Origin of the sequence: Streptomyces sp. NBC_00490, from assembly GCF_036013645.1 — a bacterium.
Taxonomy (GTDB): domain Bacteria; phylum Actinomycetota; class Actinomycetes; order Streptomycetales; family Streptomycetaceae; genus Streptomyces; species Streptomyces canus_F.
This window is the reverse complement of sequence record NZ_CP107869.1, coordinates 9,063,110-9,087,455: the sequence shown is the minus strand read 5'-3', so window position 1 is coordinate 9,087,455 and position 24,346 is coordinate 9,063,110. Positions and strand designations below refer to the sequence as shown.

The window sequence follows — 24,346 nt, the reverse complement described above, 5'->3', positions numbered from 1 at the left end:
GCGGAGCCTCTTACCAGGTCACGGGGAGTTCCAGCATCCCCTGGATGGTGTCGCCGGGCTTGAAGGGGATCTCGTCCGCCGGGGCGGCCAGGCGCAGTGTGGGCAGCCGCGCCAGGAGGGTGCGCAGGGCGATCTCCATCTCCGCGCGGGCCAGGTTCTGCCCCAGGCACTGGTGGATGCCGAAGCCGAACCCGATGTGATGGCGGGCGGAACGGTGCCAGTCGAGGCTGTCCGGGGCGGGGTAGACGTTCTCGTCGCGGTTGATGACCGAGGTCGAGAACACCACGCCGTCGCCGGACCGGATCGTCACCCCGTCGAGTTCGATGTCCTCGACCGCCATGCGCAGGAGGCCGTCCGCGATCGACAGCAGTCGCATCAACTCCTCGACAGCGGTGGGCAGGAGAGTCGGATCGGCTCGCAACTCGGCCAGCCGGTCGGGGTGTTGCAGGAGGGTGTAGGTGCCGAGCGAGATCATGTTCGCGGTGGTCTCGTGCCCGGCGACCAGCAGGATGGTCGCCAGGGCGATCAGTTCCCCGCGGTCCACGGCGCCCTCGTGGACGAGTTCGTCCAGTACGCCGTCGCCGGGCTCGCGGTCCCGTCGCTTGCGGTCGATCAGCTCCTCGAAGTACGCGTCCAGCCGGTCGCGCGCGTCCCGGGTGTCGGCGGCCGTCGGTCCGCGGAGCAGCCGGCGCGACTGCCCCTCGAAGAAGTCGTGATCGGCGTACGGGACACCGAGGAGGGCGCAGATCACCGCCGAGGGCACGGGCAGTGCGAAGGCACTCACCAGCTCGGCAGGCGGCCCCTGTTCGATCATCGCGTCGAGTCGCTCGTCCACGATCCGCTGGATCCGCGGGCGCAGTCCCGCGGCGCGTTTGAGCGTGAAGCTGGGGATCATCCTGCGGCGCTGGGTCTGGTGTTCGGGATCGTCGTAGCCCAGCAGCGCGGTCTTCCGGTCCTTGACCGCCGCGAAGCGTTCGGTGGGGGCCGGGAAGTCGGGGTGGGTGCGGTCGGCGGACAGCCGTCGGTCGGCGAGCAGGTCGCGGGCGAGTGCGTGTCCGGTCACCAACCAGGCAGGACGGCCGTCGTAGAGGCGGATCCGGGTCAGTGGGCGGGAGGCGCGCAGGGGTGCGTAGGCGGCGGGCGGGTGGTAGGGGCAGGTCCGGTCCTGGGGGAAGGCGACGGGTTCCGTTTCCGTCATGGAAGACCTCGCAGACGAAGGGTGCCTTGCACTTGCCCTCATTGGATGCCCCGGGCATCTAGTTGTGGGACGGCAAGTTCGGCCAGATCCCCCGGATGCGCGATCTGGCCGGGGATCGTCCCTGTAATTCGGTTGTCGCCGGGTCCCGACCGGCCGCAGACTCCGGCCATGTCCACCTTCGATGTCCTTCTGCCGCTGACCGCCGCCGTTCGTCCGGTGCGGTTCCAGCAGCAGTCCGGCCGACCGTGGGGACCGACGCCTCCCACGTCGTGACCGCCGCGCTCGTCGCGGGGCTGCTCGCGGGATACGGCATCGCCGTGCCCGTCGGCGCGGTCGCGACCTACCTCGTCTCCCTCACCGCCCGTACCTCCCTGCGCACCGGGGTCTGCGCCGCTCTCGGCGTCGCGACCGCCGACGGGCTGTACGCCCTGCTGGCCACGGTCGGGGGCGCCGCCCTCGCCGCCGCTCTGCGTCCGGCGCTCGGGCCGCTGCGCTGGGCCTCCGCCCTGCTGCTGCTCGCATTGGCGGTACGGGGTGCGGTCATCGCCGTACGGCAGTACCGCGGACGCCGGCTCACCACCCGCGCCGATCCGCCTCCCCCGAGCCCCGCGCGGGCGTATCTGGCGCTGCTCGGGATCACCCTGCTCAACCCGACCACCGTGATCTACTTCGCGGCCCTGGTCCTCGGCACCCGCACGACCGACGCGGTCCGCCCCCTGGAACAGGGGGTGTTCGTCGCGGCGGCCTTCCTCGCCTCCGCGAGCTGGCAGCTGCTGCTGGCCGGGGGTGGCGCACTGCTCGGCAGGGTGCTGACCGGCAGACGGGGGCGGCTGGTGACGGCCGTGGTGTCGAGCGGCGTGATCATGGGGCTGGCCGTGCGGATGATGCTGCCGTCGTGACGGTCACGGTGCGAAGGCGCGGGCGACGGCGAGGCTGTCCTCGTAGACGTGGTGACGGACGATCAGGCCGTCCTCGACGGTCAGGTGCAGGGCGAACCTGGCGCGATAGGGACGCCCTGTCGCCCGGGCGGTCTGCCGGATCTCGCCGAGGACCACGGCGTCGGCGCCGTCGACGAGGATGCGCTCGATCTCGGTGGCCGCATGGCCCGGGAGGTGATGGGCCGCCAGTTCGCGGAAGTGGGCGGCGGCGTCCGCCCGGCTGGAGCGGGGCCGGATCCACGGGGTGGCGGGGCTGCCGTGCTCGTCCTGCGGCCAGTTCAGCTTCCAGTCGCTCTGATCGGCGTAGAGCTCGGCGATCCGCTCCGGGTCGCCCGCGCCGATGCGCCGCAGCAGTTCCTCGGTCACGGCACGGGTCGTCGCGGTGGTGGCGGTGGTGGTCATCGGTGTTCCTCTCCTTCGGCCGGGTCTCACTGTGCCCGCGGGGCCGGCCGTGCGCGATTACCTCCGAGGTCATGGAGACCGGTCGAACCCGAATCTCCGGAACGGATGAATCCCCGGGGCTCCGGTGTTGAGGCACGATGGCAGTCAGCAAGCCGTAGTACACGACGACGATGGGACGGATGCCATGCCTCTCGAGGGCGAGTACGAGCCCAGTCCTACCGGGTGGGTGCGCGAGCAGGTGGAGCTGTACGAGAGCTCCGGCGGCACCAAGGGCACCACTCTGCAGGACACGGGAATGCCCGTCATCATCCTGACCACCCTGGGTGCCAGGAGCGGCAAGATCCGCAAGACTCCGCTGATGCGGGTCGAGCACGACGGGCGGTACGCCGCCGTCGCCTCACTGGGCGGGGCGCCCAAGCACCCGGTCTGGTACCACAACGTCAAGGCCGATCCCCGGGTGGAGCTCCAGGACGGGCCGGAGAAGCGGGAGATGACCGCCCGCGAGGTCACCGGCGCCGAGAAGGCCGAGTGGTGGGAGCGCGCGGTGGCGGCCTATCCGCCGTACGCCGACTACCAGAAGAACACGGACCGGGAGATCCCGGTCTTCGTGCTCGAACCGGCCGCCACCGACTGATCCGGACGCGCGTCCCCGCCCTCGAATAAAATTCTTGCGCGGGTACGCATGAAGCTCCACCCGCCGGGCACCTGAGCCTCAGGCCCCGCCGCGTTCCCCCGTCGCGGCGGGGCTTTCTCGTGCCTCCCGGGCGGGCCGGTCGGTGATGTCCAGGAAGATCTGGTCCGTCTCGGGGAAGGTGGCGGCGACCGACCGCTTGATACGGACGGCGACCTCCTCGACCCGTTCGCTGTCGAGCCCCGGCATCAGGTCGACCCGGGCGGCCACCAGGCAGGACTCCAGCCCCGTCTGCATCGTGAACAGCGCTTCCACGCTGTCGATCTCGGGCTGCGCGGCCAGCAGGGACCGGATCCGGTCGCTGGTCTGCGGATCGGCGGCGGCGCCGATCAGCTGGTCGCGTGCGTCGCGGCCGAGCCGGTAGGCGACGAAGACGAGCAGCGCCCCGATCGCCAGCGACGCGGACGCCTCCCACACGACCTCCCCGGTGATCATGTGCAGGGCCATGCCCACCATGGCGAGGGTGACGCCGAGCACCGCCGTGCCGTCCTCGGCGATCACCGTGCGCAGGGCCGGGTCGCGGACGCCGTCGCCGACGCCGCCCTGCCGCCGCACCTGGTACAGGGCCCGCACCAGGGAGCCGCCCTCGGCGAGGAGGGCGACCCCGAGCACGATCAGGCCCGCGACGTAGCCGCTGAGCTCCTCCTCGGCGCCGCCGCGCAGGGCCTCGAAGCCCTGGAAGAAGGAGAAGCAGCCGCCCATGACGAAGATACCGACGGCGGCGAGCAGCGACCAGAAGTAGCGCTCCTTGCCGTAGCCGAAGGGGTGGCGCCGGTCGGCGGGGCGGCGGCTGCGGCGCAGCGCGGCGAGGAGGAAGACCTCGTTGAGGCTGTCTGCCACGGAGTGGGCCGCCTCCGACAGCAGGGCCGGCGAGTGCGCGATCAGGCCGCCGACGGCCTTGGCGACCGCGATCACCAGGTTGGCGAGCAGCGCGACCAGCACGGTGACCCGTGTCCGCCGGTCGGCCTTGGTTTCGGAGTTTTCGGTGGATGTCCCGCTCACCTTCGCCGACTGCCCCCGGCAGGGCGGCTCACACGCCGAATTCTGGGAACGCGGTGGGTGGAGTGCCCGCAAGGCAGGAGGCAGCATGAGCGGCAACCGCGCGTACGGCAGCAAGACGTTCAAGCGGTCCAAGGCCCATTTCACCGACCGCATCACCGCGGACGGCCGTGACGGATGGCCCGTGGAGGCGGGCCGCTACCGGCTGGTGGTCAGCCGGGCCTGTCCGTGGGCGAGCCGGTCCCTGGTGTCGCGGCGGCTGCTCGGTCTGGAGGACGCCATCTCACTGGCCGTCGCGGACCCGATCCAGGACGACCGCAGCTGGCGTTTCACCCTCGATCCGGACGACCGCGACCCGGTCCTCGGCATCCGCTTCCTGAGCGAGGCCTACGAGCGGCGCGAGCCCGGCCACCCCGGCGGGGTGAGCGTGCCCGCCATCGTGGACGTGCCGAGCGGCAAGCTGGTCACCAACGACTACCAGCAGATCACCCTGGACCTCGCCACCGAGTGGACGGCCCTGCACCGCGACGGCGCCCCGGACCTGTACCCGAGGGCGCTGCGCGACGAGATCGACAGCGTGATGGCGGACGTCTACGAGGATGTGAACAACGGTGTGTACCGGGCGGGCTTCGCCACCGAACAGGAGGAGTACGAGGAAGCCTGCGCGGGCGTCTTCAGGCGCCTGGAGCTGCTGACGCCGCGGCTGGCACGGCAGCGCTATCTGGTCGGCGACACGATCACCGAGGCGGACATCCGGCTGTTCACCACACTGGTCCGTTTCGACGCCGTCTATCACGGTCACTTCAAGTGCAACCGCTGGAAGCTGACGGAGAACAAGGTGCTGTGGGGGTACGTCCGCGACCTCTACCAGACGCCGGGCTTCGGTGACACGGTCGACTTCGACCACATCAAACGGCACTACTACCAGGTGCACTCCGGGATCAACCCGACCGGCATCGTGCCGCTCGGACCGGACACGGAGGGCTGGCTGACCGCGCATCACCGCGAGGAGCTGGGCGGTCGGCCGTTCGGCGACGGGACACCGCCGGACCCGGTGCCGGACGACACCGACCGGCACTGACCGACACCAACACAAGGAGACATACATGGCCAAGAAGAAGAAGTTGAAGCTCCCCCTCCTCTACAAGCCCGTCGGGTTCGCGCTGGGCTGGTCGAGCGGTGCGCTGGCGGGCCTCGCCTTCCAGAAGGCGTGGAAGGCGATACGCCACGAGGACGACGCTCCCGACGCGCTGGACCGGGATCGCGGCTGGGGAGAGATCCTGGTGGCCGCGGCCGTCCAGGGCGCCATCTTCGCGGTGGTGCGCAGCGCGGTGGACCGCACGGGCGCGAAGGCCATCGAGCGGTCCACCGGGGTCTGGCCGACCGACGACAAGGGCGGCCGGGACTGACGTCAGCCTTGTTTGGGCGCCGTCGGCGGGACACAGCGCAGGGTGAAGGAGTGTCCCGCCGGGTCGGCGTACCCGCGTTCCTCGTGCGGGCCGGAGGCGTCCTTCGTTTCCAGGGGCCGCCCGCCCAGCCCGACGATCTTGCGCTCGGCCTCGTCCAGGTCCTCGACGACGAAGTCGAGGTGGACCTGGAGGGAGTTCTCGGGGCGCGGCCAGCTCGGCGGCGTCGCGTTCATGTCCCGGCGGAACGCGAGCCGGGTCCCTCCGGCGCCCAGGATCTCCACGCGGTTGGCGCTCTCGTGGGTCTCCTCGGCCTCCAGCAGTTCCTTGTAGAACCCGGCGAGCTTCTCCGGTTCGGCGCAGTCGAGCACCACGAGGCCTGCTTTGACCAGTGCCATGTCTCCTCCGAACGGTCCGGGGCGCGGAACGTTCCTGTCCCGCCGCCCTCCACCTCCCGGATATCCCGAACCGTCAGGTTCAGTCGGCGACCAGCCACTTGCCGTCCCGCATCAGCTCGCGTCCGGCGAGCTCGTTGGCCTCGCGCCAGGCCTGCACCCGGGTCGGCCGGACCCTGAAGTACAGGTAGGGCGTGGCGAGTTCACGCGGCTCGAAGCCGGTGGCGGCCGCGAAGCGGTCGGCTTCCCCCTCGCCCAGCTCGGCGGCGGTGAACGTCTCGACCGTGCCCTCGATCATCACGACGTCCCGGGTCGGCCCGAGGCCGAGGCGGGTCCTGCCCGTCGCCTTCAGGTTCCGGCCGGTGGGACTGCCGGCCGGGGTGGCCAGGAGCAGGGTCGAGCCGTCCCAGCAGAAGGACAGCGGCACGAGGAACGGCACTCCCCCGTCCGCGTCGGCGGTGGCGACCCACACGTCCTCGTCGTGCTCCAGGCGGTTCAGGGTGTCCTGCTTGCGCTGCTCGGCGGGGCGTGCGGGCGGGTTGGTCATGGGTGAACGCTCTCCTGTCGGGGCGGTGTTGACGGACGTACCCAGTGTGGCTTGCATGGCCTCGCGCCGGTCGCCGATCTCCGCGAGCCGGGCCGCCGCCGCGCTCAGCAGCATGTCCAGGGCGGCCGGGTAGGAGCTGCGCGGCATGTCGGTCACGAGGTGGCGTGCGGTCGCTGCGATGTGCGGGTGGGTGTCGGCGGGCAGCTTGGCGTACGTCGTCCGCCACACGGTCGCTTCCGCGTCCCGGGCCGGCTTCGGCAGCGCGGTGCTCGCCGAGTCGAGGGCGGCGAAGGCGAGGGACTGGTCGACGAAGGCGTGGTAGATCCGCACCGCGTCGGCGTCGGGGAAGCCCGCATCGCGCAGCACGCCGAGGATGGTCTCCACAGCCTGGATCTCGTGACCGCGGCCGGTGACCCGGTGCGAGCTGAGCACCGCCGCGCGGGGGTGGGCGAGCGCGCCCGCGTGCATACGCAGGCCGAGGTCGCGCAGGTCGGCGCGCCAGTCGCCGGTGGGGCGCCAGATGCGCAGGGTCCGGCCGATGAGCTCGTCGGCGACGGCCAGCATCAGGTCGTCGGTGTGCCGGAAGTAGCGGTACAGCGAGCTGGGGTCGGCGCCCAGGGCATGTCCGAGGCGGCGCACCGAGAGGGCGTCGGCGCCGTGCTCCTCGATCAGCCTGAGCGCGGTCTCGACGATCAGCTCCTCGGACAGGACGACGCCCTGTTTGGTGGGGCGCCTGCGCCGCCGGGCGGCGGGCGGGACGACGCGGTCGCTCATGGGTGCCTCCGGGGGCCCTGGTCGCCGGCTCGTGGCCGCACCTTATGACAACACCGTTGACCTGTTAAGCCCCGGGACAGTTTCATGTCGGCTCACCGGGGCCTGTCAGGCCCCCCGGTGCGAGCGGAGAACCGGCCATGCCCGACCACGCCCCCTCCACAGGGCCCACCCTGCGCAAGTCCCTCGGCGTCCTCGACGGCGTCGCCATCGCCGCCTCCAGCACGGCCGCGACCACCAGCATCGGCATCGGGCTCGGTGTCACGGCCGGGGTCGTCGGCCTCCATCTGCCGGCGATCATGCTGCTGGCGTTCCTGCCGGTCCTCGGCATCGCCGGCGCCTACTCCCGGCTCAACCGTGTCGAGCCCAACGCGGGCAACGGCTATGTATGGGTGGGCCGTTCGCTCAGTCCCTGGCTCGGCTTCATGGTCGGCTGGGTGAACATCGTGGCGACGGTGGCCTTCCTCGCCTACACCACGGCCGTCACCGGCTCGGCGCTGATCCAGCTGGCGGGCGACGCCGGACTGCACCGGCTGGGCGGCCTCGCACTGGACCCGGGATCGACGGCGCAGACGACCGCGCTGGGCGTGTTCGTCCTGGTCGCGGTCACCCTGACCGCCGTCACGGGGGTGCGGACCGCGGCCCGGCTGCAGGGCGGGCTGCTGGTCTTCGAGTACGTCGTCCTGCTGGGCTTCTGCGGATACGGCATCGTCACCGGCCCGCACCCCTTCAGCCTGAGCTGGTTCGACCCGTTCGCGATCCCGTCGGCGACCGCGCTGGCACAGGGCATGCTGCTGTCGGTGTTCTGCTACTGGGGCTTCGAGAGCGCGTTCAGCGTGTCGGAGGAGGTGCGCGACCCACGGGACGCCTCCCGTGCCGGCCTCACCACCCTGGTGACCATGCTGGTGCTGTTCCTGCTCGGTTCGGTCGCCTTCCAACGGGTGCTGTCCGAAAAGGAGTTGGCGGGGCACGGGGCCGAGGGGCTGGCGTACTTCGGCGACCGGATCGCCTCGCAGCCGCTGGCCGCGCTGCCCCTGGTGGCGCTCATGTTCTCGGCGGTGGCCTCGCTCCAGGCCGGGGTGATCCCGACGGCTCGGGGGATGTTCGCGATGAGCCGGGACCGTACGCTCGGCCCGGTGTGGTCCAAGGTCAGCTCCCGGTACGGGACTCCGGCCACCGGAACCGTGCTGATCGGCGCCCTGGCGGCGGGGGTCGCGGCCCTCGCCCTGGTCATCCCCCGGCTCGCGGACATGATCATGGCGACGGTGAGCGCGGTCGGCATCGTGGTCTCCCTGTCGTACGCCCTGACGGCCCTCGCGGCGGCGGTGCGCTTCCGTTCGCTGCTGCGCGAGGACTGGAAGCAGGGCGTGCGGGCCGTGGTGCTGCCCACCCTGAGCGCGCTGGCCCTGCTCGGGCTCGGCGGCTATCTCGGCTGGTCCTTCTACACCTCCACCGATCACTTCGCACTCAGCGCGGACAACGGCTGGTTCCTGCTCAGCACCCCCCTGGCGATGATCGCGTCGGGGTTCGTGGCCGCCGCGTGGGCCAGGTGGGTGCGGCGCTCGCCGTACTTCCGAACGGGCTCAGGGACGGACGCGGACGCGCCGCAGCTGCTGAGCACTTCACTGGAGGCGCGGTGACTCGTCCGCTGGCAGGTGGGGGCTTGTCGCGCAGCACTCCGCGCCTCTGAAAGGGCTCTGCCGTACCCGGCATCGGACTCCGCCCGGTCCGCTCAGTCACACCCGACCGACCTCACAGGAACGGAACATGCACGCAGACCTCCTCTTCACCGGCGGCCCCGTCCTCACCCCCGAGGGCCGCACCGCGACCGCCGTGGCCGTCACCGGCGACCGCATCACCGCCGTAGGACACGACGAGGTCCTGGACCTCAGAGGGCCCCGCACCGAAGTGGTCGACCTGGCGGGGCGGTTGCTGCTGCCCGGCTTCCAGGACGCGCACATCCACCCGGTCCCGGCCGGTCTCGAACTCACCCAGTGCGACCTGACCCGGACCAGGACGGCGAAGGAGACCGTGGCCGCCGTGCGCGCGTACGCCGCCGCGCATCCGGAGCGGGAGTGGATCACCGGCGGCGGCTGGTCGATGGAGGCCTTCGAGGGCGGTACACCGACGAAGGAGCTGCTGGACGCCGTCGTCCCCGACCGGCCGGTCTATCTGCCCAACCGGGACCATCACGGCGCCTGGGTCAACAGCCGCGCCCTCGAACTCGCCGGCATCACGCGGCACACGCCCGACCCCGCCGACGGACGGATCGAGCGGGACGCCTCGGGCTCGGGCGAGCCGAGCGGCACGCTCCAGGAAGGCGCGATGCAGCTCGTCGGGCGCCTCACTCCCCAGGCCACACCGGCCGACCGGCTCGCCGCCCTGCTGCACGCCCAGCGCCATCTGCACTCCCTCGGCGTCACCGCCTGGCAGGACGCCCTCGTCGGAACCTTCCTCGGCATGGACGACCCCTCCGACGCGTATCTGACGGCCGCCCGGGACGGCTCACTCACCGCGCGTGTCGTCGGCTCCCTGTGGTGGGACCGCGAGCGCGGGGCCGAGCAGATCCCCGAACTCGTGGAGCTGCGGGCCGCCTTGAGCCATGGCCGGTTCCGGGCAGGCACGGTCAAGCTGATGCTGGACGGGGTCGCCGAGACCGGGACGGCCGCGCTGCTCGACCCGTATCTGGACAAGTGCGGCTGCGCGACCGCCAACCGGGGCACGAGCTTCATCGATCCCGCACAACTGCCCAAGTACGTCACCGAGTTGGACGCGCTCGGCTTCCAGTGCCACTTCCACGCCCTGGGCGACCGGGCCGTACGCGACGCCCTGGACGCGATCGAGGCCGCCCGCACCGCCAACGGACCGAGCGACACCCGCCCCCATCTGGCACACCTTCAGGTCGTGCACCCCGACGACGTACCGCGTTTCGCCCGGCTCGGCGCCACCGCCAACATCCAGCCCCTGTGGGCGGCCCACGAACCCCAGATGGACGAGCTCACCATTCCCTTCCTGGGTCCCGAACGGGCCGCGTGGCAGTACCCGTTCGGCGCGCTGCTGCGCTCCGGGGCCCGGCTCGCCGCGGGCAGCGACTGGCCGGTCAGCAGCCCCGATCCGCTGGAGGGCATCCATGTCGCGGTCAACCGCGTGGCCCCGGACGGGGAGGGCGCCCGGGTGTTCCTGCCCGCCGAACGCATCGGTCTCACCGAGGCGTTGACCGCCTACACCGCGGGCTCGGCGTATGTGAACCGCCTCGACGATTCCGGGCGGGTGCGGGTGGGCGCGCTGGCGGATCTGGTGGTCCTGGACCGGGACCCGTTCGATCGTCCGCTTGAGGACGTCGCGGGGACGAGGGTGGCGCTCACCTATGTGGGAGGGGTGGGAGTGTACGCAGCTCAAGAGGCCTGAGCAGTAACGGAGATCACCGCCGGGGCATGCCGTAGATCATTTACTCTCTGGGGAGTCTCGTTCCGCTTTTCGGTTCAACTTCCGTACCGGGAGGCCCAGTTCGAGCGCGCGGGCGATTCCCCTGCCGCCCGCGTCCGCAGGGGCGGGGGGCTCTGCGCGCCGTCTCCCGAAAGGAACCGCATGCCTCAGGACGCCATCCTCGGCCTCCCCTTCGACACCCCCGCCCAGGTCCGGTCCGCGGAGGCGGGCGACACCCTGGCCCGCCTCCTGGAGAAGCGGATCAAGGGGAGCACGGAACAGTCCCGGAAGTCCCGGAACGCCGCACGGCAGCGGCTCGACGCACTCGGGTCCCGTCACCCCGGCACCACGCTCCATCTGGAGGGAGCACTCCAGCAGGCACAGCCCGCGTTCCTCCCGCCCGACGCGGAGGGCCAGGCCAGGCTGAGGCGCCTCGACACCGGCCTGCGCGTCATCGAAGCGGCTTTCCCCCAGGTCGGCACCGACGTCGAGCTCTGCCGACTGACCTGCGCGATGCTGGAAGGGGCCTGGCGGAGCCGGGCGCTCACCCCACCGCGCGCGGAGGAGCGGACGACCGTCTGCACCTGCCCGCTGTGCCGTCGGATACCCACGCCCCCCGCCCGCACGCTGGACGACTACCGCTGGCGGCAGAGCGCAGGACGTCCCCTCACCGTGAAGACCTGGCCGCACCGCCGGGAACTCGACAGCGTCCTGACCGGTGGCTGGTCCTGGACCCGGCAGTTGAACGACCTCGAACGAGACCTCGGCCACCGCCACCGCTTCGAGGACGACATCCTCGTCTTCCACGAGTACAAACGCGTGATCGAAACCATCGACACCACGCGCCTCACCCGACACGTCGAAGGCCGACTGGCCGAGAACTTCAGCACCAACAGCGCACGAGCCCTGGTCAGCGGGCTCTTCTCGGCCCACAAACGCTCCGTCGACGAGTACTGGCTCCAGCAGCACGCCTCGGGCCGCGTAACACTCCCCCAGACCAACCCGCTGACCCAGAGCGCCTACTCGGTCCTGCAGATGCTGGACTGCCTGTTCTGGCACGTCGCTCCCGACAGCGAACTCTGGCAGGAGGAGAACCTCGCCTCCCTGCTGCTGTGCCGCGTCATCGACGACATGACCGACGTACGGGCCGACGCCCTCACCGGCGAGATCAGCAACTTCTGGCTCGCCGACCTGCCCTCCCACACCAAGGCCCTCTACGCCGCCTGCGCCATAGCCCTCGTCAAGTACGGCTGCATGCCCGAGGCGCACGAACCGATGTGGAACACCTGGTTGATGACCACCACCATCGTCTGGATGGGGCTCACCGGCCGCCACGCCCTGTGGTTCGACGGCATCACCCAGGGCCTCCCCCCGGCCGAGGCGTGCCCCCTGTGCGACCTGCAGCCCAACGCGTGCACCGGCATCCTCACCCACGGCACCACCCTCACCATGGCCCAGCGGCCCACCGCGCCGGCACTGAGCACCCGGACCGCCGAGCTCTCCGCACGCTGCCGGGACCGGTACCCCGGGACCTGGCCCCTCTTCGACGCCGAGCTCCATGCTTTCGAAGCACTGCACGGCCCCTGGTACGGCGACGTCGACAGCACCTGGGAGATCTTGCGCCGTACCTACGTCGCCGCCGTGGAGGCATCCAGAGCCGCACCGTCCACGGCCCGCGCCCGTGAGGTCCAGCAGGACTCCGGCGTGGTCGGATCGGAGCGGTTCCACACCCTGCACGACCCTCGGACCGGGAGGGAGGACACCGCACTGCTCGCCTACATGTTCGCCGGCGCCCACCCGCATTTCCTCTGGAACGCCACCGGATACCGCCCCACCGCCGTCGAGGGCGACTGGCTCGACGGCTGACGCCTCGGTCCTGTTCCTCCAGACGCGGTACTGCCCGGCCGGAATCCGGCCGGGCAGCGGTCCCCCGGCGGGCCCTAGACGGCGAACTCGACCGGCAGGCTGTCCAGCCGGAACTCCCAGGTGGAGGCGGTCGAGCTGAGCTCCTCCGGCGCCACGGCCAGGCTCAGGCCCGTCAGCCGGTGCAGCAGGACGTTCACACCGACCTCGATGATGGACTGGCCGATGCTCTGCCCGGGGCATTCGTGCGGACCGGCGCTGAAGGCCAGGTGCGACTGGTTGCCCTGGACCGCCACGCCCTCGTCGGGCCGGATCTCCGGGTCGGCGTTGCCCGGGGCGAGGCCGAGGAGGAGCAGATCGCCCTCCTGGATGCCGTGCCCGCCGAGCTCCAGCTCGGTGGTGGCGAACCGCCCCGGCAGGACGGCCAGCGGCGGGCTGTTCCACATGACCTCCTCCACCACGGCGGACACGTTCAGCTGACCGCTGATCAGCCCGGACAGCCGCGCCGTGTCCGTCAGGACCAGTTGCAGCACCCGGGCCAACAGGTTGCTGGTCGTGGTGTGGGCGGCGATCAGCACCAGCCGCAGATGGCTGACCACCTCGTCCTCGTCCAGCGCCGCAGGGTGCTCCAGCAGGGCGGTGGTGAAGTCAGCGCCCGGTTCGGACCGCTTGCGCCGGGCGAGTTCGCCGAGGATCTGCATGATGCGCTCGTTGTGCACGAGGGCGCCCTCACCGCCCTTGAAGACCTGGGCGCACGACTCGATCAGGCGGAGCCCGTCCGCCTTGGGCAGGCCCAGGATCCGGGTGAGCACGAGCATCGGCAGGTGCTCGGCGTAGTCGGCCACCAGGTCGGCGCGCCCGGCGGCGGCGAACATGTCGATCTGTCTGTTCGCGAAGTACGTGGCGTGCCGCCGGATGCCGCGGCTGGAGGCGGCCAGCAGTCCGTCGGTGACCGCGCCGCGCAGCCTGCGGTGCGGCTCCCCGTCCTGGGAGACACAGTCGGGCCGCCAGCCCAGCATCGGCACCAGCGGCGAGGTCTCCGCTATCCGGCCCTCCCGCCAGTCCCGCCAGATGCGGGCGTCCCGGCTGAACTGACGGGGGTTGTCCAGCACCCGCCGGTTGTCGCGGTAGCCGAGCACCAGCCAGGCGGGGACATCGCCCTCCAGCAGCACCGGTGCGACGGAGCCGTGCTCCTTGCGCAGCCGCTCGTAGACGGCCTGCGGGTCGGTGGCCGTGTCCGGACCGTACAGCCGCGTGAGTTCCGCCCCGCCGTGCGCGACGGGGCACCCGCGGGGCGCGTCGGGGCCGGGTGGAGTCTGCTCGTTCATCGGGGCTCCAGGGCGACGGCGAAGCGGTCCTTCACATGACGTATCAGGGCGACCAGGACGTCACGGCTGGAGTCCCGGTCCCGGGCGTCGCAGGCCACGACCGGGATGTGCGCGGGGATGTCCAGGGCGTCCCGGATCTCCTCGACCGGATAGCGCCGGGAGTCCGGGAAGATGTTCAGGGCGACGACGAAGGGGACGTCCTGCCGCTCCATCTCCTCGATCGCCCGGAAGCTGGAGGCCAGACGCCGGGTGTCGACCAGGACGACCGCGCCGAGCGCTCCCTTGAACAGGCCGTTCCACAGGAACCAGAACCGCTCCTGGCCCGGCGTGCCGAACAGGTACAGCATCAGGCTGTCGTTGAGGCGGATCTTGCCGAAGTCCAGGCTGACGGTGGTCTCCGTCTTGTCGGCGACCCCCATCAGGCGGTCGTCGCCGGCGCTGGCCTCGGTGAGGGTCTCCTCGGTGGTCAGCGGCCTGATGTCGCTCACCGAGCCGACCAGCGTGGTCTTCCCGGTGCCGAAGCCACCGGCGATCATCACCTTGACCGAGCGGGTCTCCCCGTCGTCCGGCCGGCCGAGCCGGTCAAAGCCGTTCAAGTCCACTGAGTACCTCCTCAAGGAGCGCGAGGTCGGGCCCGCGACGGGCGTCGTGCGCCGGGACGGGGTCACGGGCTTCCACGCGGTCGGCCTCGAGCAGGTCGGTCAGCAGCACCGCGAGAATGTTGAAGGGCAGTCCCAGGTGGGCGCCGAGTTCCGCCACCGACAGCGGCTCGCGGCAGCGCCGGAGGATCTCCTCGTGTTCGTGCTGCAGCCCCGGAACGGGGGCGGTGCGGGAGACGATGAGGGTCGCCACATCGAGGCTCGACGCCGACCCGGCCGGCCCGCTGCGCCCCCTGGTGAGGACGTAGTAACGCTCGAGACCGGACGGGTCCGTGGGCCCGGAACGAGCACTCATCCAGAGTGCTCCTCCAGACGCGGAGAGGTGCCGAGGAGCTCGCCCATCCTGCGGGCCAGGTCCCTCATCTGGTGCCCGAGCAGTCCCTGGTCGAGGCCTTCACGGGCGAGCACACCGAGATACGTCTCCACCCCCGCGCGGACGACGAAGAGGTGACCGCCGTCGACCTCGATCATCGCCAGCCGCAGCTGTCCCCGCTGTCCGCCGGGCCGGACGAACTGCTCCGCGACCGGCTGGGCCAGCGCCTGCAGACCCGCCACCACCGCCGCGAAGCGGTCCACGTCGTCGGGGTCCTCGGCGCCGAAGGAGGTGATGGCCTTGCCGTCGCTGGAGGCCACCAGGGCGAAGCGGATCTCCGGGATGGACTCCACGAGGTCCCGGAGCGCCCAGCTCACGTCGGTTCCCTGTTGCGTCATGTGGACTTGTCGCTCTCTTCAGTGCGGTGCTCGGTGGACTCGCGGCCGTCGGGCCGGCCGGCCGCCTCCTGGGACTCCCGTCCGGCGGTGGCGAACGCGGCGAGGCCGGCGAACGACGCGTCCGGAGGGACGGCGAAGACGCCCGCCTCCGTGGTCGCCTCGGTGCGCTCGGCCGTCGGCTGCGGCTGTTCCTCACCGCGCCTGCTGCGGCGCCGGGGCAGTCCGCCCGGCGTGGTGTCCGCCGCTTCCCCGGCCGGTGCCTGCGGGGCCGCTGCCCTGGCGGGGGCGGCGGGCTGCGCCACCGGTGCCGCCGCGGGCAGCGGGCTGAAGTACTTGTGCGGGACCACGACGACCACCGAGGTGCCGAGCCAGGGCGAGTCCGCGAAGGTGACGCGGATGCCGTAGCGGCGGGCCAGGATGCCGACGACCCTGAGGCCGATGGTGGCGTCCTCGGTGATGCCGCCGAGGCCCGGTCCGGCCCCGGTCCCGGCCAGCGCCTGCTCGGCCTCGAGCTTCTTCTGCTCGCTCAGCCCCTTGCCGGAGTCCTGGATCTCGATGCCGACGCCGTTGGGCACCTCCTTGCCGGAGACGATCACCGGTTCGGTGGGCGGCGAGTAGCGGGCCGCGTTGTCCAGGAGATGCGCGAAGATCAGCGTGAGGTGGTCCACCAGGCCGCCGTCGACGCCGAGTTCGGGCAGATGGCGTACGTCGACCCGCTGGAACTCCTTGATCCGGCCGATGCCGCCGCGGACCACGCTGAGCAGCCGCTGGGGCTCCTGCCACTGCCGGCCGGGCCGGTCAGAGCCGCCCAGCACACCGATGCTGGCGGCGAGACAGTCGGCGGGGCCGATCTCCTGGTCGAGCTCCATCAGCCCGCGTGCCACGGAGGGCAGTCGGCCGTGCTCGCCCTGCATCTCGTGCAGACGGCCACGGAGCTTGCTGGTCAGCACATGGATACGGTTGCCGATGCTGATCACGGCCTGCTCGGCGGCGGTCGAGCGGTCGAACTCCCGCTCGACACCGATCAGTGAGGTCCTCATGACCTTGCGCAGCTCGGCCTGGAGCTCGGCGCTCACCTTGGCGCACTGTTCGGTGGCCGGCAGCAGATCGTCGATCGCATCGCCGGCCCGCAACTGTGCGAGTGCCTGCGGGAGTTGCTCGTCGGCGAGCCGGGCGACCGCGGACAGCTGGTGCGCCAGCTGCTCCTGCCAGATCTCGGCCCGGTCGGCGAGCTGGGACTCGTACGAGGCCGCCTGGTCGGTCAGCCGCTGCTCGTAGGCGCGCGCCTGCTCGGCGAGCTGGGACTCGTAGGCGGCGGACCGCTCGGCCAGCCGGTGGTCCTGGGCGGTGTACTCGGCGGCGAACTTCCGCTCCAGGGCGGCCACATGCTGCTGCCACTGCTGGGAGTGCTCGGCCTGCGAGGTGCGGAAGGATCCCTCGGCCCGCCGCAACTCCTTGCGGGTGCGGACCAGGAGGCGGACGCACACGGAACTCGCCGCCGTCGCAGCGGCCCCGGCGACGGCCGCGGTGATGCCCTCCGAGCTCATGAACGTGGCGGCAACCGTCCCGCCTCCCAAGGCCAGTGGCATGAGCCACCAGCCGTACCAGGCGACAGGGGCCCGCGCCGCCGGTGGCGGAGTGGCGAGTTCCATCTGCATCCTTCGAAGCAACACAATCGAACAACGGGGGGTGTGCAAGGGGAATCGCACCGAGTGGGACGCGTCGCGCGACGACCGGTGGTGAGTGGGTCAACTCGCGGCGTCAGAGGGGAGCTTATCGGGTTTGAACCCGAAAAGATCAACCTCACGACCCGGGCGGAAGTGAGGGTTCCGTCACCCTCAGCCAGCAACCACACATCGACAAATGCCCATACTGACCAGCACAGTTCTGGGATCGGACGGGGGCCGGCGGCGCCGCGCCCTCCGGAGGAGGGCGCGGCAGCGGGTCAGCCGGTGAGGACGACGAGCTGCTGGGTGGCCCGGGTCATCGCCACGTAGTGGTCGACCGCTCCCTCGACGCCCTCGCCGAACTTCTCCGGGTCGACCAGGACGACCAGGTCGAACTCGAGCCCCTTCGACAGCTCCGGGGTCAGCGACCGCACCCTCGACGTCGCGCGGAACGCGGGGTCCCCGATGACACAGGCGATGCCGTCGGCGTGCGCGGCGAGCCAGGTGTCCAGGACCGACTCCAGCTCCGTGACCGCTCCGTGGACGACCGGGACACCGCTGCTGCGGATGGAGGTCGGCACGTTGGCGTCGGGGAGCGCGGCCCGGATGACCGGCTCGGCCTCCGCCATGATCTCCTCGGGCGTGCGGTAGTTGATGCTCAGGGAGGCCATCTCGATCCGGTCGAGCCCGACCCGCTCCAGCCGTTCCTGCCACGACTCCGTGAACCCGTGCCGGGCCTGCGCGCGGTCCCCGACGATGGTGAAGCTCCGCGACGGGCACCGCAGCAGCAGCATCTGCCACTCGGCGTCGGTCAGCTCCTGGGCCTCGTCCACGACGATGTGCGCGAACGGGCCCGCGAGCAGGTCCGGGTCGGCGACGGCCAGTTCGGACTCGTCGACCAGGCTGACCTTGGCGTCCTCGCCGCGCAACATCTTCACCAGGCCTTCGCCGTCGTCCCCGTCGGCGCCCGAGTTGGAGACGGCCTCGATCAGCGTGTCGACGACCCGTGTCATCTGCTCCCGCTGGGCGGCGAGGGCGGCCTTGTGCCGGACCTGGCGCCGGGCCGTCTCCGGGTCGCCGAGCCGCTGCCGGGCCGCGTCCAGGAGCGGCAGGTCGGACACGGTCCAGGCCTGGGCCTCCGCGCGCTGGAGCGTGCGCACCTCGTCGGGGGTGAGCCAGGGGGCGCACATCCGCAGGTAGGCGGGTACCGTCCACAGGTCTCCGACGAGGTCGGTCGCTTCGAGCAGCGGCCAGGCGCGGTCGAAGGCGGTGCGCAGCTCCCTGTTCTGCCGCAGCGACTTGCGCAGCAGATCGGGCGACACGTCGCCCTCGTGCTTGTCCATCAGGATGGTGAGCAGTTCCTCCCAGACCTGGTCGCGCGCCTCGTTGTGCGCGGTGCCGGGTTCCGCCGCGTCGAACGCCACCGCCCACTCACCGGCGCTCAGCGGGATGTCGGACCAGTGGGTGGTGACCGTCATCCCCTTGGCGGGCGGCTCCTCGTAGAACCGGACGGCCTTCTCGATCGCCCCCACCAGTGCCGCGGACGACTTCAGCCGGGCCACCTCCGGGTCGGCTTCGACGCCTGCCGCGGCTCCTTCGGCGACGAGGTCCCGCAGGATGCAGGTCTGCACGCCCTCCTCGCCGAGGCTGGGCAGGACGTCCGAGACGTACGACAGGTACGGCCGGTGCGGGCCGACGAAGAGCACGCCGCCGCGACGGTGACCGAGGCGGGGGTCGGAGTGGAGGAGGTAGGCGGAGCGGTGCAGGGCGACGACGGTCTTGCCGGTGCCCGGACCGCCGTCGACGACGAGTGCGCCGCGCGAGCTCGCGCGGATGATGGCGTCCTGGTCGGCCTGGATGGTGCCGAGGACGTCCCGCATCCGGGGCGAGCGGTTGCTGCCCAGGCTGGCGATGAAGGCGGACTGGTCGTCGAGCGCGGCGTGGTGCTCCAGCCCGTCGGCCGTGAACACCTCGTCCCAGTAGTCGCTGATCCGGCCGCCGGTCCAGCGGTACCTGCGGCGGCTGGTCAGCCCCATCGGGTTGCCGTGGGTGGCGCCGAAGAACGGCTCGGCGGCCGGCGAGCGCCAGTCGACCAGCAGTCGGCGGCCGGAGCTGTCGGTCAGGCCGAGCCGTCCGATGTAGAGGGGCTCGGGGTCGTCGGCGGAGACCATGTGTCCCAGGCACAGGTCGAGCCCGAACCGGCGCAGGGTGCGCAGGCGGGCGGTCAGCCGGTGGATCTCCGTGTCCCGGTCCATCGCGTGCCGGCCCATGCCGCCGGGTGCCCTGCGCGCGGCGTCGAGTTGCCCGGACACCTCGGCGATGGACTGCTCGAGGCACTCCGCGAGGGCCGCGAAGTACTGCTCGTCGCCGGCGATCAGTGCCGGGTCGGCCTTGGACGAGAGACGGTCGGGGAGGTCGAACGCGCTGGTGGGCAGGGTGTTCAAGTAATCAGCTCCGATATGAGGTCGCGTGCGGCCATGGCGCGCGGCTGGGTGTGCGAGGGCGACTCGACGGACCGGGGTCGAGCCGGGCGACGCGCCGTGGCCGTGGTCGGCGCGTCGCCGCAGGTGTGAGTGCCGGCCCGGGGTCACGTGTGGATCACCCGGACGCGGTGGTCCTCTCCTGGCCGACGATGTCGAGGATGTGCTTCGCGGCCACCGTCGCCCCGTCGGTACGGACGGCGTCGGCCACGGCCCTCGCCCGCTCACGGGTCTCGGGGGCCAGGGCGGTGCCGAGCGCGGCCGACAGGGACGCGACGGTCGGCGTCGGCCCCTCGTGTGCCGCGCCGATGCCCAGCTCGGCCACCCGCCCGGACCAGTATGGCTGGTCCGCGAGCTGGGGCACGACGACCTGGGGCGCGCCGGCCCGGGCGGCCGTCGTGGTGGTGCCCGCGCCGCCGTGGTGCACGACGGCGGCGAGGCGGCCGAACAGCGCCTGGTGGTTGACCTCGCCGACGGCGAAGCAGTCGTCCCGGTCGTCGATGAGAGCCAGGTCGGCCCAGCCCCGCCCGACCAGTACGCGGCGGCCGTGCGCGCGCACCGCCTCCACGGCCACCCGGGCGACATCCGTCCCGCCCATCGGCATGCTTCCGAAGCCGACGTAGACCGGCGGTTCGCCGGCGTCCAGGAACGCCGTCAGCTCGTCCGGCAGCGGGCGATCGTCCGGCAGGATCCAGGCGCCGGTCTGCATCACGTCGAGAGGCGTCGGCTCCTGCCACGGTGCCAGGGCCGGGTCCGCTGCCAGGAAGGGCCGGCCGGTGAGGACGTAGCCGCGGAAGTCGTCCACCGGCGGCAGCCCGAGCGAGGCCCGGTGGAGGTTGAGCCCCGTGCCGAACGCCTCGTTCATGAACTGGGCGTCCAGGTCGTGCAGCGCCGGGATGTCGGTCACCTCCGGCGGGAACGTCTGCCCCGGGCGGGTGAGCGGCCTCAAGTACGGCGACGGCAGGTAGCCCGGGAAGAAGGCCACGAAGGCGTAGGGGACGCCCGCCCGCTCCGCCGCCAGTCGCGCACCGGCCGCGGCCGGAAGCAGGCCGGTCGCCACCACCGCGTCACATCCCTCGGCCGCCGCGCCGACCGCCTCGTACTGTGCGGCGAGTATCGCGGCCGCGCGCTGCGCCAGGCCCCCCGGCAGCGGCGACGCCGTCCCCGTCACCACCGCGCGCACCGGGTCGGCGGCCGGTACCGACTCCACGCCGACCCGGTCCAGCAGCTTGGCGAACTCCTCGTCCGGCGGCGCGCACACCCGTACCTCCGCGCCGAGCGCCCGCAGCTCCACGGCGAGTGCCGCCATCGGCTGGACGTCCCCGCGCGACCCGTACGTCGACAACAGAACTCGCACGTCGTGACTCCCCGTTCTCCGCGTCTTCCGGCTTCGAGCGGAGATTCTGCGGTACCACGGGGGCCTTGCCGCAAGCCCCCCGGTGCGCTATATGTTGAACATGGCAAGGAGGGCTCAGTCCCCTTGCCCTTTCTTTTTGCCGCCTCCGAGCGTCTGCCGCAGGGTCACCAACTGCGGTGCGAATCCGCCCCGTTCGTAGAAGCGGACCGCGTCCGTGTTGGCCGCGTACGCCGTCACCTCGGCCTCCTCCGCGCCCTGTCCCCGCGCCCAGTCCAGGAACTCCGTCACCAGAGCGGCACCGGCGCGGGCCCGCCGGTGCTCGGGGCGGACATACATGCTGACCAGGGTCGCGGACTTGACCAGCCGCCTGGCCGTGGCCTCGGTGACCGAACCCATCAGGTGTCCCACCACCCGCCCCTGATGGTCCACGACGAGCACGAGGCGCTCCGGGTCCTCGAGCGCGGCAGCGAACGCCGCGGCCCCGTGCTCGCGCGGCCAGTGGACGTTGATGGTCGCGTCCCGGGTGCCGCCGTCCTCCGCGAAGAGCCGCGCGCTGGAGGCGACGAGTCCCGCTATGTCCTCCGCGCGAGCGCGCCGCACCGTCACGTCCTGATCAGTCATGCCCGGAGGGTATCGGGAGCCGCTGACATCCTGGACACCTGTCCAGTTATAGTGGACGCCTGTCCAAGAAACTGAGGGAGATCATGGAAGCGGTAGCGAACGTGCTGGTGGCCCTGGTGGCCGTGCTGCACGCGTACATCCTGGTGATGGAGATGTTCCTGTGGCAGAAGAAGCCGGGGATGTCCTTCCACGGCTTCGACCGCGAGATGGCCAAGGCCACCGCGCCGATGGCCGCCAACCAGGGCCTCTACAACGGCTTCCTCGCCGCGAGCCTGGTGTGGGGTCTGGTCGCCGCCGACCCGACGGGCTTCCGCGCCCAGGTGTTCTTCCTGTCCTGCGTCGTCGTCGCGGGCGTGTACGGCGCGGTCACCGCCAACATCCGCATCCTCGCCGCGCAGGCCCTGCCCGGTGCGCTCGCCCTGGGCGCGGTCCTGCTGGCCCGATGACCCGCACCGCACCCGAGGACCCCCGCGCGGCGCGCACCCGGGCGAAGCTGCGCGAGGCGCTGCTCGCGGAGTGCGCCGAGCGCCCGCTCGCGGAGGTCGGCGTGGCCGCGCTGGTACGCCGGGCGGGGGTCGGACGGGCCACGTTCTACGTCCACTACGACGGCCTGGAGGCGCTGGCCGTCGACGCCTGCGCGGACGTCGTACGCGAGGCCGTGGAGGCGTTGCACGCCTGGCGCGGGCGGCCCGACCCGGTGCACGCGCCGCCCGCGCTGCCGGCGTTCTTCATCTCCCTCGCCCCCCATGCCGCGCTGTACCGGGCCCTGCTCAGCCCGGGCGGCGGCGGCCCGCTGGGGCGGGTCCTCCACCGCGATCTGCGGGCCTACAGTCTCCGCGAGCGCGAACTCGCGGGTGCCGCCGACGCCCCGCTGGTGGCCTCGGCGGTCGCCGCGACGTTCGCGGGCGTGCTGGGCGACTGGCTGCACGGCCTGCTGGAGGGCGGCCCGCAGGACATCGCCGACCAGGTCTGGCAGTTGCTGGTCGCCCTGCACGCCAGCCGGTGACGCCTCACGCGCAGCCCATGTCCTGCTTGACCCGGGGCCAGGCCTCCACTCCGTCGGAGGTGCGGACGTACGCCGTCTTCTTGTCGTCCGTCAGCCACAGCTTCCAGTCCCCCAGGCGGTATCCGGTGTCCTTGGCGTCCGCGGGCATGGTGACGTCGCCCCGGTAGGGGGTCTCCAGCATCTCGTCGCCGAGCACGCCGTCCGGATCACGGGCGTACAGGACGCGGTCCCTGCCCTCGCCCGTGCCCAGGAAGTGCGCCTGCTGCCAGTCGCAGTGGGCGGGGCCGACCGAGCTGCTGATGACGGTGATCGGCACCCGTTTGCCGTTCCGGTCGGTCCAGACCTCGTACTCCCTGGAGTCGGTCCAGCTCGCCGGGAACTCCGCCGGGTCGCAGGAGGCGCTGGTCTCCGGGCCCCAACCGGGCCGGTTCTTGCGGTCCTTGGCGACGATCACCGCCACCTTGGTCCGGCCGTCCACGTCGTAGGAGAAGAGGACCCGGCCGCCCTCCTCGCGCTCCACCCGGTAGCCCTCGAGCGGTACCTCGGGCTGCTCGATGTCGAAGTACGCCTTGAGGCCTCCCTCCGGCGTGTCTCCTCCGTCGCCCTTGCTCCACGGTTCGCTGCCGCCGGCCGTGAAGATCTCCCCGTCGCACTCCAGGGCCCGGGCCGCCGCGCCCGTGTCGACGAGGTCGGCGCGGTCGTCCTTCTCCTCGTCCCACGCCTTGCCGTGGATGTACATCGGTCCGCTGTAGGGCGTGGGCGGTGCCGCGCCCTCGACGACCATGTCCTCCTCGGTCCCGCTGCCGCACCCCGCGGCGGCCACAGCCATCAGTGCCGTCAGTGCCACCAAGCCTCTGCGCATCCCCACTCCTGTTCACCGACCGCGGTCCTGGTCCTCGGACGCGGCAGGGGCGGGAAACGTTCGGTTCAGCGGGCGGTCGTCTGGAACGTCCGCCGGTAGGCCTGCGGCGACACCCCGATGGCCGCGTGCAGATGCTGGCGCAGGGAGGCGCCGGTGGCGAAGCCGACGTGGCCGGCGATCTGGTCCACCGGCAGGTCGCTGGACTCCAGCAGGTGCCGGGCCCGGGCGACCCGCTGCTGGATCAGCCAGCGGCCGGGGCTGAGGCCGACCTCGTCGTGGAAGCGGCGGGCGAAGGTGCGCAGGCTCATCCGGGCGTGGGCGGCGAGGTCGGTGAGGGTCAGTGGTTCGTCGAGGCGCGCCAGCGCCCACTCCCGGGTGGCGGCGGTGCTCGTCGCCCCGGGTTCCGGCACGGGCTGCTCGATGTACTGCGCCTGGCCGCCGTCCCGGAACGGCGGGACCACACAGCAGCGGGCGACGAAGTTGGCCAGTTCGCTGCCGTGGTCCGTGCGCACCACATGCAGACAGACGTCGACACCGGAGGCCGCTCCGGCCGAGGTGAGGATCCGCCCGTCGTCGACGAAGAGGACGTCCGGGTCGAGGGCGATGTGCGGGAACATCTCCCGGAACCGGTCGGCGAGCTGCCAGTGGGTGGTGGCCCGGTGGCCGTCGAGCAGGCCCGCCGCCGCGAGGACGAAGGCGCCGGTGCAGATCGACACGATCCGCGCGCCGGCGGGGATCAGGGCGAGGGCGGAGCTCACCTCGTCGGAGAGCTCGGCGGTCACCCGGTCCGCGGAGACGGGCGCGATCACCACCGTGTCGGCGGTGGCCAGCGCCTCTGGGCCATGGTCGACCGCGATGGTGAAGTCGGCGTTGGTGCGCACCGGGCGGCCGTCGACGGTACAGGTCAGCACCTCGTACCGGCCGCCGGCGGCGCTGAAGATCCGGCTGGGGATACCGAGCTCGAAGGGGTACACGCCCTCGAGAGCCAGGACCACGACTCGTTCGACCCGCTGCATGTC

At 71.8% G+C, this 24,346-nt stretch carries 24 protein-coding genes and 1 pseudogene; 9 read left to right on the top strand and 16 right to left on the bottom strand.

Translation table 11 applies throughout. From position 1 onward, the window contains the following. Window positions 1-10: 10 nt before the first annotated feature. A complete protein-coding gene (locus OG381_RS41490; RefSeq protein WP_327721123.1) occupies window positions 11-1,198 on the bottom strand; it encodes a cytochrome P450 in 1,188 nt (395 codons plus the stop codon). 269 nt (window positions 1,199-1,467) lie between these two features. Between OG381_RS41490 and OG381_RS41485 the strand changes: the two genes are divergently transcribed. Further along, window positions 1,468-2,097 (top strand): LysE family transporter, encoded by a 630-nt coding sequence (locus tag OG381_RS41485; RefSeq protein ID WP_327722692.1) that lies wholly within the window; start codon window positions 1,468-1,470, stop codon window positions 2,095-2,097. Between the two features lie 3 nt (window positions 2,098-2,100). Here the strand turns inward: OG381_RS41485 and OG381_RS41480 are convergent, their stop codons facing one another. Beyond that, window positions 2,101-2,538: a nuclear transport factor 2 family protein gene (locus tag OG381_RS41480; RefSeq protein ID WP_327721122.1), complete on the bottom strand. Its 438-nt coding sequence runs from the start codon at window positions 2,536-2,538 to the stop codon at window positions 2,101-2,103. Window positions 2,539-2,722: 184 nt separating this feature from the next. On the opposite strand from OG381_RS41480, the gene OG381_RS41475 reads away from it, so the two are divergent. Further along, window positions 2,723-3,172, top strand: coding sequence for a nitroreductase family deazaflavin-dependent oxidoreductase (locus OG381_RS41475; RefSeq protein WP_327721121.1), 450 nt, complete (start codon window positions 2,723-2,725; stop codon window positions 3,170-3,172). 78 nt (window positions 3,173-3,250) lie between these two features. Here OG381_RS41475 and OG381_RS41470 read toward each other — a convergent pair whose 3' ends face one another. Then, window positions 3,251-4,171 (bottom strand): cation diffusion facilitator family transporter, encoded by a 921-nt coding sequence (locus tag OG381_RS41470; RefSeq protein ID WP_443062062.1) that lies wholly within the window; start codon window positions 4,169-4,171, stop codon window positions 3,251-3,253. A gap of 145 nt (window positions 4,172-4,316) precedes the next feature. On the opposite strand from OG381_RS41470, the gene OG381_RS41465 reads away from it, so the two are divergent. Next, window positions 4,317-5,309 carry a glutathione S-transferase family protein gene (locus OG381_RS41465; protein ID WP_327721119.1) on the top strand — a complete coding sequence of 331 codons (993 nt, stop codon included), beginning with the start codon at window positions 4,317-4,319 and terminating at the stop codon, window positions 5,307-5,309. A 25-nt stretch (window positions 5,310-5,334) separates the two neighbouring features. Beyond that, complete coding sequence (locus OG381_RS41460) at window positions 5,335-5,637, top strand: DUF4235 domain-containing protein (RefSeq protein WP_327721118.1); 303 nt, start codon at window positions 5,335-5,337, stop codon at window positions 5,635-5,637. 2 nt (window positions 5,638-5,639) lie between these two features. Here OG381_RS41460 and OG381_RS41455 read toward each other — a convergent pair whose 3' ends face one another. The 3 genes and pseudogenes from OG381_RS41455 to OG381_RS41445 form a co-directional block, all read right to left on the bottom strand. Further along, window positions 5,640-6,032, bottom strand: a complete 393-nt coding sequence (locus tag OG381_RS41455; RefSeq protein WP_327721117.1) for a VOC family protein — start codon at window positions 6,030-6,032, stop codon at window positions 5,640-5,642. 79 nt (window positions 6,033-6,111) lie between these two features. After that, window positions 6,112-6,576 (bottom strand): pyridoxamine 5'-phosphate oxidase family protein, encoded by a 465-nt coding sequence (locus OG381_RS41450; RefSeq protein ID WP_327722691.1) that lies wholly within the window; start codon window positions 6,574-6,576, stop codon window positions 6,112-6,114. 75 nt (window positions 6,577-6,651) lie between these two features. Continuing rightward, a pseudogene (locus OG381_RS41445) lies at window positions 6,652-7,350 on the bottom strand (TetR/AcrR family transcriptional regulator); the annotation flags it as partial. 137 nt (window positions 7,351-7,487) lie between these two features. Between OG381_RS41445 and OG381_RS41440 the strand changes: the two are divergent. From OG381_RS41440 to OG381_RS41430, 3 genes are all read left to right on the top strand, one after another. Next, entirely contained in the window at window positions 7,488-8,987 is a 1,500-nt protein-coding gene (locus OG381_RS41440; RefSeq protein WP_327721116.1) for an APC family permease, read from the top strand. A 127-nt stretch (window positions 8,988-9,114) separates the two neighbouring features. Further along, window positions 9,115-10,755, top strand: a complete 1,641-nt coding sequence (locus tag OG381_RS41435) for an amidohydrolase (RefSeq protein ID WP_327721115.1) — start codon at window positions 9,115-9,117, stop codon at window positions 10,753-10,755. A gap of 180 nt (window positions 10,756-10,935) precedes the next feature. Next, on the top strand, window positions 10,936-12,639 hold the full coding sequence (locus tag OG381_RS41430) for a hypothetical protein (protein WP_327721114.1): 1,704 nt from the start codon (window positions 10,936-10,938) through the stop codon (window positions 12,637-12,639). 74 nt (window positions 12,640-12,713) lie between these two features. Here OG381_RS41430 and OG381_RS41425 read toward each other — a convergent pair whose 3' ends face one another. The 8 genes from OG381_RS41425 to OG381_RS41390 form a co-directional block, all read right to left on the bottom strand. Beyond that, window positions 12,714-13,964, bottom strand: coding sequence for a cytochrome P450 (locus OG381_RS41425; protein WP_327721113.1), 1,251 nt, complete (start codon window positions 13,962-13,964; stop codon window positions 12,714-12,716). Next, complete coding sequence (locus OG381_RS41420) at window positions 13,961-14,566, bottom strand: GTP-binding protein (protein ID WP_327721112.1); 606 nt, start codon at window positions 14,564-14,566, stop codon at window positions 13,961-13,963. Before OG381_RS41420 ends, OG381_RS41425 begins: the two co-directional genes overlap by 4 nt. Next, window positions 14,547-14,918: a DUF742 domain-containing protein gene (locus tag OG381_RS41415; RefSeq protein ID WP_327721111.1), complete on the bottom strand. Its 372-nt coding sequence runs from the start codon at window positions 14,916-14,918 to the stop codon at window positions 14,547-14,549. Before OG381_RS41415 ends, OG381_RS41420 begins: the two co-directional genes overlap by 20 nt. Then, a complete protein-coding gene (locus tag OG381_RS41410; protein WP_046256912.1) occupies window positions 14,915-15,334 on the bottom strand; it encodes a roadblock/LC7 domain-containing protein in 420 nt (139 codons plus the stop codon). Before OG381_RS41410 ends, OG381_RS41415 begins: the two co-directional genes overlap by 4 nt. Continuing rightward, on the bottom strand, window positions 15,331-16,986 hold the full coding sequence (locus OG381_RS41405; RefSeq protein WP_327721110.1) for an ATP-binding protein: 1,656 nt from the start codon (window positions 16,984-16,986) through the stop codon (window positions 15,331-15,333). Before OG381_RS41405 ends, OG381_RS41410 begins: the two co-directional genes overlap by 4 nt. A gap of 293 nt (window positions 16,987-17,279) precedes the next feature. Next, window positions 17,280-19,445, bottom strand: a complete 2,166-nt coding sequence (gene helR, locus OG381_RS41400; protein ID WP_327721109.1) for an RNA polymerase recycling motor ATPase HelR — start codon at window positions 19,443-19,445, stop codon at window positions 17,280-17,282. Between the two features lie 154 nt (window positions 19,446-19,599). After that, on the bottom strand, window positions 19,600-20,838 hold the full coding sequence (locus tag OG381_RS41395; protein WP_327721108.1) for a glycosyltransferase: 1,239 nt from the start codon (window positions 20,836-20,838) through the stop codon (window positions 19,600-19,602). 114 nt (window positions 20,839-20,952) lie between these two features. Further along, on the bottom strand, window positions 20,953-21,459 hold the full coding sequence (locus OG381_RS41390) for a GNAT family N-acetyltransferase (RefSeq protein ID WP_327721107.1): 507 nt from the start codon (window positions 21,457-21,459) through the stop codon (window positions 20,953-20,955). Window positions 21,460-21,542: 83 nt separating this feature from the next. On the opposite strand from OG381_RS41390, the gene OG381_RS41385 reads away from it, so the two are divergent. Then, window positions 21,543-21,905, top strand: coding sequence for a DUF1304 domain-containing protein (locus OG381_RS41385; RefSeq protein ID WP_327721106.1), 363 nt, complete (start codon window positions 21,543-21,545; stop codon window positions 21,903-21,905). After that, window positions 21,902-22,465, top strand: a complete 564-nt coding sequence (locus tag OG381_RS41380; RefSeq protein WP_327721105.1) for a TetR/AcrR family transcriptional regulator — start codon at window positions 21,902-21,904, stop codon at window positions 22,463-22,465. The genes OG381_RS41385 and OG381_RS41380 overlap by 4 nt, the downstream gene beginning before the upstream one ends. A gap of 4 nt (window positions 22,466-22,469) precedes the next feature. Here the strand turns inward: OG381_RS41380 and OG381_RS41375 are convergent, their stop codons facing one another. Both OG381_RS41375 and OG381_RS41370 read right to left on the bottom strand, forming a co-directional pair. After that, window positions 22,470-23,327 carry a hypothetical protein gene (locus OG381_RS41375; protein ID WP_327721104.1) on the bottom strand — a complete coding sequence of 286 codons (858 nt, stop codon included), beginning with the start codon at window positions 23,325-23,327 and terminating at the stop codon, window positions 22,470-22,472. A 65-nt stretch (window positions 23,328-23,392) separates the two neighbouring features. After that, complete coding sequence (locus OG381_RS41370) at window positions 23,393-24,343, bottom strand: GlxA family transcriptional regulator (protein ID WP_327722690.1); 951 nt, start codon at window positions 24,341-24,343, stop codon at window positions 23,393-23,395. Window positions 24,344-24,346 lie beyond the last annotated feature (3 nt).

Coding starts and splice junctions, on each gene's coding strand:
- OG381_RS41440 (WP_327721116.1), top strand. CDS start 7,488: ATGCCCGACCACGCCCCCTCCACAGGGCCCACCCTGCGCAAGTCCCTC.
- OG381_RS41410 (WP_046256912.1), bottom strand. CDS start 15,334: ATGACGCAACAGGGAACCGACGTGAGCTGGGCGCTCCGGGACCTCGTG.
- OG381_RS41425 (WP_327721113.1), bottom strand. CDS start 13,964: ATGAACGAGCAGACTCCACCCGGCCCCGACGCGCCCCGCGGGTGCCCC.
- OG381_RS41450 (WP_327722691.1), bottom strand. CDS start 6,576: ATGACCAACCCGCCCGCACGCCCCGCCGAGCAGCGCAAGCAGGACACC.
- OG381_RS41390 (WP_327721107.1), bottom strand. CDS start 21,459: ATGACTGATCAGGACGTGACGGTGCGGCGCGCTCGCGCGGAGGACATA.
- OG381_RS41415 (WP_327721111.1), bottom strand. CDS start 14,918: ATGAGTGCTCGTTCCGGGCCCACGGACCCGTCCGGTCTCGAGCGTTAC.
- OG381_RS41490 (WP_327721123.1), bottom strand. CDS start 1,198: ATGACGGAAACGGAACCCGTCGCCTTCCCCCAGGACCGGACCTGCCCC.
- OG381_RS41385 (WP_327721106.1), top strand. CDS start 21,543: ATGGAAGCGGTAGCGAACGTGCTGGTGGCCCTGGTGGCCGTGCTGCAC.
- OG381_RS41460 (WP_327721118.1), top strand. CDS start 5,335: ATGGCCAAGAAGAAGAAGTTGAAGCTCCCCCTCCTCTACAAGCCCGTC.
- OG381_RS41430 (WP_327721114.1), top strand. CDS start 10,936: ATGCCTCAGGACGCCATCCTCGGCCTCCCCTTCGACACCCCCGCCCAG.
- OG381_RS41475 (WP_327721121.1), top strand. CDS start 2,723: ATGCCTCTCGAGGGCGAGTACGAGCCCAGTCCTACCGGGTGGGTGCGC.
- OG381_RS41435 (WP_327721115.1), top strand. CDS start 9,115: ATGCACGCAGACCTCCTCTTCACCGGCGGCCCCGTCCTCACCCCCGAG.
- OG381_RS41380 (WP_327721105.1), top strand. CDS start 21,902: ATGACCCGCACCGCACCCGAGGACCCCCGCGCGGCGCGCACCCGGGCG.
- OG381_RS41405 (WP_327721110.1), bottom strand. CDS start 16,986: ATGGAACTCGCCACTCCGCCACCGGCGGCGCGGGCCCCTGTCGCCTGG.
- OG381_RS41480 (WP_327721122.1), bottom strand. CDS start 2,538: ATGACCACCACCGCCACCACCGCGACGACCCGTGCCGTGACCGAGGAA.
- OG381_RS41455 (WP_327721117.1), bottom strand. CDS start 6,032: ATGGCACTGGTCAAAGCAGGCCTCGTGGTGCTCGACTGCGCCGAACCG.
- OG381_RS41465 (WP_327721119.1), top strand. CDS start 4,317: ATGAGCGGCAACCGCGCGTACGGCAGCAAGACGTTCAAGCGGTCCAAG.
- OG381_RS41370 (WP_327722690.1), bottom strand. CDS start 24,343: ATGCAGCGGGTCGAACGAGTCGTGGTCCTGGCTCTCGAGGGCGTGTAC.
- OG381_RS41375 (WP_327721104.1), bottom strand. CDS start 23,327: ATGCGCAGAGGCTTGGTGGCACTGACGGCACTGATGGCTGTGGCCGCC.